The organism is Amycolatopsis sp. NPDC031561 (genome assembly GCF_055580625.1).
Window position 1 is genome coordinate 48,891 of record NZ_JBVILA010000042.1, and the last position, 8,161, is coordinate 57,051.

The following is an 8,161-nucleotide window of genomic DNA, read 5'->3' on the forward strand; positions in this document are numbered from 1 at the left end:
GTTGTTTCGGGGGGGGCGCGTGGCAAGGCGCTGGGGTTGGGTGTGGGGGGGGGGGGGGGACGGAGGGGGGGGGGGGGGGGGAAAAACCCCCCCCCCCCCCCCCTCCCCCCCCCCCCGACCCTCTAGAAAACCGCACATCCAGCCATCAATTGGACATTCAGCCACCGGAAAGTGTCCCTTGTGGACGCTCAGGGAACGACTGGCGCCCGCGGGCCAGTCCAGAACCATGCCGCGAAGGCCACCTCTCGCCCTTGAAGCCAGCGAAGGGTTCCTTCATCGCAGAGGCTCTAGCCTGCCACATTTGACTTAGCCCTGACGGTTACCCGGAATGATGCGGTGAGGGTGGCTTTCACCGCGTTCACTTGAGGCGTACCGGAAGAGTCGTGTGCCCGTTCGAAATGAACGACGGCATCTTCTCCAGTTCGGAAACCTCCGCCGCCAGCGCGAGATCGGGGAACCGTTCGAACAGCGCCGGTAGTGCGAGTTCCGCTTCCAGTCGCGCCAAGGGCGCACCCAGGCAGTAGTGCACCCCGTGCCCGAACGACAGGTGCTGGCTCTTCGACTCCCGCGAAAGCCGGAACTCGTCCGCGTCGGAACCGTGCGCCTCGGGCGAGCGGCCCGCCGCCGCGTACGAAGCCAGGATCGCCTCGCCCGCCTTGATGTGCACCCCGTCGATCTCGATGTCCTCCACCGCGTACCGCAGCGGAAGGTTCGCGATCGGCGCCTGCCACCGCATGGTCTCGTCGATCACCTCGGCCCAGGTGTGCTCCCCTGAGCGCACCTTCGCCAGCTCCTCCGGATGCGTCAGCAGCGCCAGGATCGCGTGGTGCAGCAGGTTCACCGTGGTCTCGTGCCCGGCCGAGATCATCAGGATCAGCGTGTCGATCAGCTCGGCCTCCTCCAGCACCGAACCGTCCTCGTCCCGTGCGGCGATCAGGCCGCTGGCGAGGTCATCACCGGGGTTCACCCGCCCGTTCGCCACCAGCTGCCCGAGAATCCCGTACATCAGCACGCCGTTCGCCTGCGCCTCCTCGGCGCTGAGCGAGGTGTTGAACACCCCGTCCACCGCGCGCCGCAGCTCCGGCCGGTGCTCCTCGGGCACGCCGAACAGCTGGCAGATCACCTCGATCGGCAGCGGATAGGCGAAGTTCTCCCGCAGGTCCACCGAATCCGGCCCGGCGGCGAGCCGGTCCAGCAGGCCGGTGGTCAGCTCCTCGACCCACGGCCGCAGTGCTTCCACCCGGCGCGGGGTGAACGCCTTCGACACCAGCGAACGGAGCCGCCGGTGGTCGCCACCGTAGGCGGTGAACATGTTCTGCACCGAGACCCAGATCCGCAGCGGCCAGTCCTCGGGGATCTCACCGTCGCGGTAGGCCGCCCAGTGCAGGTTCGGGTTCTTCGACACCCGCGGGTCGGCCAGCAGTTTCCGCAGCAGCTCCGGCTGGGTTACTGACCACGCCACCACTTCGCCAGGGAGTTCCACCAGTGTCGCGGCTCCTTGGGCGCGGAGTTCGGCGCCTTCGGTGTGGATGTCACGGCCGTTGGGATCGAGGACGAACGGGCGGGCTGGTGCCATGGGTGCTCTCCTGTCGGGTCGGGAACGGGACTGGCCGGTGCGACGACGGGGGTGAACAGGACCGGGAGACCGGCCAGCGCGCGGTGGAACGGGCCAGGCCGCCAGCGCAATTCGGCGTCCGGCACGGCCAGGCGCAGATCCGGCAGCGCGTCGAGCAGGGTCTCGATGGCGGTGGTGGCGATCAGCCGCGCCGGGCCCTGCGCGGGGCAGGAGTGCACCCCGGCGCTCCAGGCGATGTGCGCCCGGTTACCGGCCCGCTGGGCCTCCCCCAGCTCGGGATCGGTGTTGGCGGCGGCGAAACTGATCACCACGGGCTCGTCGGCGGGCAGACGCGCGCCCATCAGGTCGGCCGCCGGATAGGGGTAACCGGCGGAGTAGTTGGCCATCGGCGGGTCGCTCCAGAGGATCTCCTCCAGCGCGTCCTCCACGTGCAGGCTGCCGCCTGCCAGGTCCCCGGCGAAGCGCTCGTCCACCAGCAGCAGCCGCAGCCCGTTGGCGATCAGGTTCTGCTGCGGTTCGGTGCCCGCGCCCATCAGCAGCACCAGCTGGTGCAGCATCTCCTCGTCGGTCAGCCTCGAGGGATGCGCCATCATCCACGAGGGCACGTCCTGGCTCGGCTGCCGCCGCTTGAGCGCCAGCAGGTCCAGCATGGCCGCGGTCAGCTCGGCGTTGGCGCGCTCCGGATCCACCATGTCGAAGATCCCGCGCATCCCCGCGGTGAGCCGCTCGCCCAGTTCCGGCGGGCAGCCGAAGAGGTGGTTGAACACCTGCAGGGAAAGGGTTCCGGCGTACTCGGTGAGCAGATCCGCCCGGCCGTTCCGGGAGAACTTTGCGATCAGCTCACGTGCGGCCTTCTCCACGTAGGTCAGAAGGGCGTGCGGGTTCACCCGCGAGATGCTGTCGGTGACCGCGCTGCGGTAGCGCGCGTGCACCGCTCCGTCGGTGAACAGGCAGTTCGGCCGGTAGCCCATCATCGGCATCACCGGGTTGTCCGGCGGCTGACCGGCCTGCCAGCGGCGCGGGTCCCGCGGATAGGTCTGTGGGGAGCGCAGCACGTCCAGCGCCGCCTCGTAGCTCAGCACCAGGCTCGCGTTCACCCCCGGCGACAGCTCGACCGGCGCGACGTGGCCGTGTTCCTTGCGCATCCGCGCGTAGACCCTCGCCGGGTTCGCGGCGAACTCCTCGTCGTAGAGCGGGGTGCGCGTCGCGTGAGCGGGACAACCGGGGGGCGGGATGGCGGGAACGGTCACGAATGCTCCTGGCGGCCGGGAGTGAACAGGTAGTCGACCAGGCTGATCAGCGCCGAGGCGGCGGACGCGCGATCGCGGGCGTCACAGGTGACCAGCCGGGTCTGGGGTAGCAGATCGAGCGCCTCGCGCACCTCGGCATCGGGGAAACGCGGCGCGCCGTCGAACTGGTTGACCGCCACCGCGTAGGGCAGGTCCAGTTCCTCCAGCAGGCCCATCACGTCGAAGGAATCCTGCAGGCGGGTCGGATCGACCAGCACCAGCGCCCCGAGCGCGCCGTGGGCAAGGTCCTTCCACATCTGCGTGAACCGCTGCTGACCCGGGGCGCCGAAGAGGTAGAGCACCACCTCGTCGCTCAGTGTCAGGCGTCCGAAGTCCATGGCCACCGTGGTGGTGTCCTTGCCGCGCACGCCGGACAGGTCGTCGACCAGTGCGCCCGCCTGGGTCATCCGCTCCTCGGTGCGCAGCGGGCGGATCTCCGAGAGCGTGCCGACAAAGGTGGTCTTCCCCACCGCGAACGGGCCGACGATGAGGATCTTCACCGAGGTCCGGACCGTGGCGGGAACGTATCGGTCAGGTGAGAGCACGGAGGCCATCGAGTACCTTCTGCAGGAGTTGCTGGTCGGGGACTTCGGTCTCGCGCACCGCGGCCCGTGCTTCGATGTGCCCGCTGTCGAGCAGGTCCGACAACAGCACCTTGGTGACGCTGGTGGGCAGCTTGAGATGCGCCGCCACCTCCGCGACGGCCAGCGCGCCGCCCCGGCACAGCTCCATCACCCGCCGTTTTTCCGGGCTCAGCCCGGTCACCGGCGCCCAGGTGGCCAGCACCACGGTGGCCACGTCCAGGGTGTTGCGGGTCGGATGGGCCCGGCCCTCGGTGACGACGTGCGGCCGGACCAGCGCCCGTTCCCCCCGTTGCCCGCTCATGCCGGGTTGCCAGGTCCCTCGGCCGGAAAGCGCGGTGGCGCGGTGAGTTCCTGGCCGAGTCTTTGCACCAGCTCTTGCAGTCGCGAGGAAACGCCCTCGATGTCCACCCGGCCGGTGGTGGACACCGCGACGTAGGCGCCCTGTCCGGCGGAGGTCAGGAAGACGAACCCGCCGTCGAATTCGATCAGCGTCTGCCGCCACTGCTCCGGCGGCTGACGGCAGAACTCGCCGGTGGCGCGGGCGAGCGACTGGAGCCCGGAGACCGCGGCGGCGGTGCGCTCGGCGTCCTCCACGGTGATTCCCTGCGAATGGGCCATCAGCAGGCCGTCGGCCGAGAGCAGCACCGCGGAGATGGTCTCCGGCATCTGCAGGGCCTGGTCGAGCATCCAGCCCAACCGGTTGTTGGTGGTGACGGAGCTGCTCACTGGAAATCCCTTTCGTCATCGGTGGAAGAAGCGCGGCCCTGGCGGGTGCCGCGCTGCCAGGCCGTGGCCGTGGCGACCGGGCTGTGGTTCACCGGGGACTCGGTCACTTCCGGCGCGGCGGGCGGCGGCACCGGAACCGAAAGCGTGGTGGTGGCCGCCCCGGTCACCGGGGCGCGTCGGCGACGGCGGGGCAGGCCGTGCTCGGTGGTACCCAGTTCCTCGGCCGGTTCGGCCGGCTGTGGTTCCGGCGCGGGAACGCGCACGCGCGGGGTCGGGCTGGGGGTGATCGCGGCCGGGCTGGCGGGCGCGGCCAGCGACGGGACCTCTTGCGGTGCCGGCACCGGGACGGCGGCGCGGGTGAGCAGCTCGCTCGGCAGGAACAGCACCGCGCGCACCCCGCCGAAGGGCGAGCGCATGTCCACCGAGACGCGGAAACCGTAGCGGTGGGAAAGCACACCGATGACGGCGAAGCCGATCCGCGGCGGTACACCGAGCGCGGCGATGTCCTGACCGCCGTGGCCTTCGAGTAGCCAGCCCGCGCGCTGCACCGCTTCCACCGTCATGCCGACCCCGGCGTCGTCGATGACGATCGCCAACCCGTTGTGCGCCTGCTGGAAGCTGACCTGCACGGGTGAACCGGGCTGCGAGTGGCGGGCGCCGTTGTCCAGCAGCTCGGCCACCGCGAGCACCACCGGTTCCACGGCCTGGCTGACCACCGCGGTGTCCGAAGGCGCCGGGATCTGCACGCGCGCGTAGTCACGGATGCGGCCGGTGGCCCCGCGCACCACGTCGGTCAGGGTCGCGGCGGAGCGCTGCAGGCCCGGCCACGAACCGCAGAGCACGGCGGTCGCCTGGGCACGGCGGCCCAGCTGCGAGTTCGCGTGGTCCAGACCGAGCAGACCGTCGAGCACGTCGGGATTGTCGTGGCGCTCCTCCATCGCCGAGATCAGCACTTGCTGCTCCCCCGCGAGGTTCTGCACCGTGCGCATCATCGCGCGCAGGGTGGCGGCGGCGGATTCGGCGGCGTTGCGGCGGGTCTGGCCGGTCAGCTCGCTGATCACCACGAGCAGTTCGCGGTGGGGGTCCTCGCCGTTGAAGGCACGCAAGGGGCCGGGCACGGTCACGGCCTGGTTGGCCTGCGACTCGACGAGGGCGGGCAGCCGCCTGTGCAGCAGGTGCCTGTCCTCCTCTTGACGGGCGCGGAGTTCGGCCAGCAGCTGCTCACCACGACGGCCGGTGTTGACGGTGACCCGGCGCTGGCGCACCAGCAACAGCGCGAAGGCCGCGGCGAGCAGCGAGACGCAGACCAGCGCTGCCGTCAGCAGGGGGTACTCCATGGAATCCTCACGATCGACAGGGCAGGGACGCCTGGGCCGAGCCGGGGGATCATGCGGCAGCTCCACGGCAGCGGGGATCGAAGGACGTCATCAGCAGCGAGTACCGTAGCGCAAACACGCCGTGAGCGGCAGCCGCTTCCCGCGAGAAAAGTGGTTCTGCGCAGGGTAAGCCGATCGGGCAGGGGTCACCTAAGTCCAGCGTTCGCTGAACAAGTCCATGCTGGGCGGTGTTCCCGGCAGTGGATGGTCGCTCGGGCGTAGTCCGGCCAAGGCGATGGCGATCACCCGTTGCCGGGCGACGCGAGCCGCTTCCAACAGGTCTTCCCTGCCCTGGCGCTGGAATTGCTCGATCAGCGGCGACTTGCCGAGCTGTTCGACCAGCAGCAACACGTCGATCGCGGTGACGTCCGCGCGCAGCACACCCGCGTCGTGCGCTTTGGCGATCAGCGCGGCGAAAGCCTTGTCGGATCGGGCGTTCTTCTCGGCCATCTCGTCGGTGATGGTGACCATCCCGGCCAACGGCGCCAGCGAACCGATGCCGACCGCGCTGCCGACGTAGTGCACGAGCCCGTCCCAGGGGTCGTCGTCGGCCAGCCCCTGCTCGGCGATCTCGGTCCAATGGTCGAGCGCGATCTCCACCAGGTGCTGGAACAGCTCGGTCTTCGATCGATACCGGCGGTACAGGCTGCCGATGCCCACGCCCGCACGTGCCGCGATCGACGCGACGGACGTCTTCGCTCCGTCCACGGCCACGACTTCGCGCGCCGCTTCGAGCAATGCGCGGTCGTTGCGTTCGGCTTCCGCATGCCTGGGCACGACCTGGATCATAGCGGCTTGCGGAGCGAAACGCTCCGGCCCTACGCTATCGGAGCGAAACGCTCCGATACGAAGGGAATGCGATCATGAAGGACTTCAAGCAGGTCGTACTGGACAGCGACCGCCTGCAGAACGACCCGGACGGCTTCGCCGACCTGCTCACCGAGGACGTCAACCTGGTCAACATCGCCGGCCGCAGGCTGCACGGCCGTGAGACCGTCCGTGCCGCCTACCACAAGGCGATGGCCTCCCAGCTCGCTCAGGTGCGGACCAGAATCGAGATCGACGACGCATGGCTGGTACAGCCGGACACCGCCGTCGTCACCGCGACCAAGCACGTCTCGGACGAACGGACCGCGCCGAACGCTCCCCTGCCCGACAAGGGCGCGGTCACGTTCGTGCTCGCCCACCAGCACGAGAAGTGGTTGATCGCCTCGGTCCAAACCACACCCATCAAGTGACCGAGCACCCGACCATGAGAATCTCTGCGGCCCCAACGGCTTGACACCGGCGTCGGCGACGCAGGGCACCCGGATGCCGTCGACGGGTGGCCTGCGCGTTCGGACAACGAGTCGTGTTCGTTCGTTCATCTTTTCCCGTGAAGCCCGCGAAGCACTGTGCCCCAACGGCATCGTCGTCTGGCGAACGCGATCACCGAAGGAGGAACGCGGGAATCATGACCGGATTCGACGTGGCCACGGACGATCTCACCGCGCACGCGAGTCATCTCGACGCGTTGACCGATCGGCTGGGCACCGCTTTGTCGGCGGCGGGGGCCGCCGCCATGTCCGATGATTGCTACGGGCTGCCCTGCTCCTTCGTTCCCCCGGTGATCAATCCCATGGAGGAGCAGGCGATCGACCTGCTCAAGTCGGCGCAGGAAGCGATGGGCGCCACGGCGGGGAACGCGCGCTCCACGACCACCGCGTACGACGGGCGCGATGACATGGCGGCCGAGCCGTTCAAAGGCTTACTGGCTGGGGAAACCCTGAACTCGCGGATAGGGCGGCAGCTGTGAGCTCTCCTCTTCCAGGCGGCATCGCGGGGTTCAACGCGGATCCGGACGAGGCGCTCGCGCGGATCGAGCAGTGGGCGAGCGCCGCTTCCGCGAAAGCGGACAAGTACGAGGAATTCGCGCGGCAGGCCGAGAATCTGCGGTTGACCGCGAGCAGCCGCGGTGGCGAAGTCCGGGCCACCGTGCGTTCTGACGGCAATCTCACCGACGTGGAGTTCTCGGCGCGCGCTCGGACCATCGAGCTGCCGGAGCTGGCGGCGATGGTCCTGTCGACCATGCGCCAGGCCCAAGCCGGGATCGTGCCGCGGAAGGCGCGTGGCAGTCGCCGGAACTGGTCCAGGACGAGAAAGCCGGGGCATGGTCGGGAAATGGGGCGACCTCGAACTCGCCGGATACTACGACCCGGCAACCGGTGAACCCCTCGTCTACTTCCCGGTGTTGTTCTGACGGGTCGGGCACCATCATGGACTTCGTGCCAGTGTTCACTGGCCGCTACTAGTCCAAGTTGTTGAGGGACAAGGGCGAACGTGGCGGGGGTCGGCGGTGGGAGCAGGCCCGCCAGGAGGCTTTGAACTCTCCTTGAGTGTCCTAAAGGGACAATCACTGGCGGTTTGATGCCCGGTTGATGGCTAGATGTGCGGTTTTCGAGGGGGTCGGGGGGGGGGGGGGGGGGGGGGGAAAAAAACCCCCCCCCCCCCCCCCCCCCCCCCCCCCCCCCCCCCCCCCCCCCCCCCCCCCCCCCCCCCCCCCCCCCCCCCCCTCCCCCTCCCTCCCCCCCCCCCCCCCCCCCCCCCCCCCCCCCCCCCTCCCCCCCCCCC

Annotated in this window: 10 protein-coding genes; 3 read left to right on the top strand and 7 right to left on the bottom strand. The window is 69.6% G+C overall.

Annotated features, from left to right (window positions below):
• Positions 1–358: 358 nt before the first annotated feature.
• From ACZ5IK_RS43185 to ACZ5IK_RS43215, 7 genes are all read right to left on the bottom strand, one after another.
• A complete protein-coding gene (locus ACZ5IK_RS43185) occupies positions 359–1,465 on the bottom strand; it encodes a cytochrome P450 family protein (RefSeq protein ID WP_465493037.1) in 1,107 nt (368 codons plus the stop codon).
• Positions 1,447–2,826 (bottom strand): cytochrome P450, encoded by a 1,380-nt coding sequence (locus ACZ5IK_RS43190; RefSeq protein ID WP_465493029.1) that lies wholly within the window; start codon positions 2,824–2,826, stop codon positions 1,447–1,449. Before ACZ5IK_RS43190 ends, ACZ5IK_RS43185 begins: the two co-directional genes overlap by 19 nt.
• Positions 2,823–3,419, bottom strand: coding sequence for a GTP-binding protein (locus tag ACZ5IK_RS43195; RefSeq protein WP_101612900.1), 597 nt, complete (start codon positions 3,417–3,419; stop codon positions 2,823–2,825). Before ACZ5IK_RS43195 ends, ACZ5IK_RS43190 begins: the two co-directional genes overlap by 4 nt.
• Complete coding sequence (locus ACZ5IK_RS43200) at positions 3,397–3,750, bottom strand: DUF742 domain-containing protein (protein WP_465493030.1); 354 nt, start codon at positions 3,748–3,750, stop codon at positions 3,397–3,399. Before ACZ5IK_RS43200 ends, ACZ5IK_RS43195 begins: the two co-directional genes overlap by 23 nt.
• Positions 3,747–4,175 carry a roadblock/LC7 domain-containing protein gene (locus tag ACZ5IK_RS43205; protein ID WP_005153253.1) on the bottom strand — a complete coding sequence of 143 codons (429 nt, stop codon included), beginning with the start codon at positions 4,173–4,175 and terminating at the stop codon, positions 3,747–3,749. Before ACZ5IK_RS43205 ends, ACZ5IK_RS43200 begins: the two co-directional genes overlap by 4 nt.
• Complete coding sequence (locus ACZ5IK_RS43210) at positions 4,172–5,512, bottom strand: ATP-binding protein (protein ID WP_465493031.1); 1,341 nt, start codon at positions 5,510–5,512, stop codon at positions 4,172–4,174. The genes ACZ5IK_RS43205 and ACZ5IK_RS43210 overlap by 4 nt, the downstream gene beginning before the upstream one ends.
• A 189-nt stretch (positions 5,513–5,701) precedes the next feature.
• Complete coding sequence (locus tag ACZ5IK_RS43215) at positions 5,702–6,328, bottom strand: TetR/AcrR family transcriptional regulator (protein WP_465493032.1); 627 nt, start codon at positions 6,326–6,328, stop codon at positions 5,702–5,704.
• Between the two features lie 86 nt (positions 6,329–6,414).
• Between ACZ5IK_RS43215 and ACZ5IK_RS43220 the strand changes: the two genes are divergently transcribed.
• The 3 genes from ACZ5IK_RS43220 to ACZ5IK_RS43230 all read left to right on the top strand — a co-directional run bounded on the left by ACZ5IK_RS43220 (position 6,415) and on the right by ACZ5IK_RS43230 (position 7,759).
• The gene (locus ACZ5IK_RS43220; RefSeq protein WP_465493033.1) at positions 6,415–6,789 is read left to right on the top strand and encodes an SgcJ/EcaC family oxidoreductase; all 375 of its coding nucleotides are present in this window, start codon (positions 6,415–6,417) and stop codon (positions 6,787–6,789) included.
• A 215-nt stretch (positions 6,790–7,004) separates the two neighbouring features.
• The gene (locus ACZ5IK_RS43225; protein WP_465493034.1) at positions 7,005–7,346 is read left to right on the top strand and encodes a type VII secretion target; all 342 of its coding nucleotides are present in this window, start codon (positions 7,005–7,007) and stop codon (positions 7,344–7,346) included.
• A complete protein-coding gene (locus ACZ5IK_RS43230; protein ID WP_465493035.1) occupies positions 7,343–7,759 on the top strand; it encodes a YbaB/EbfC family nucleoid-associated protein in 417 nt (138 codons plus the stop codon). Before ACZ5IK_RS43225 ends, ACZ5IK_RS43230 begins: the two co-directional genes overlap by 4 nt.
• The last annotated feature ends 402 nt before the right edge of the window (positions 7,760–8,161 follow it).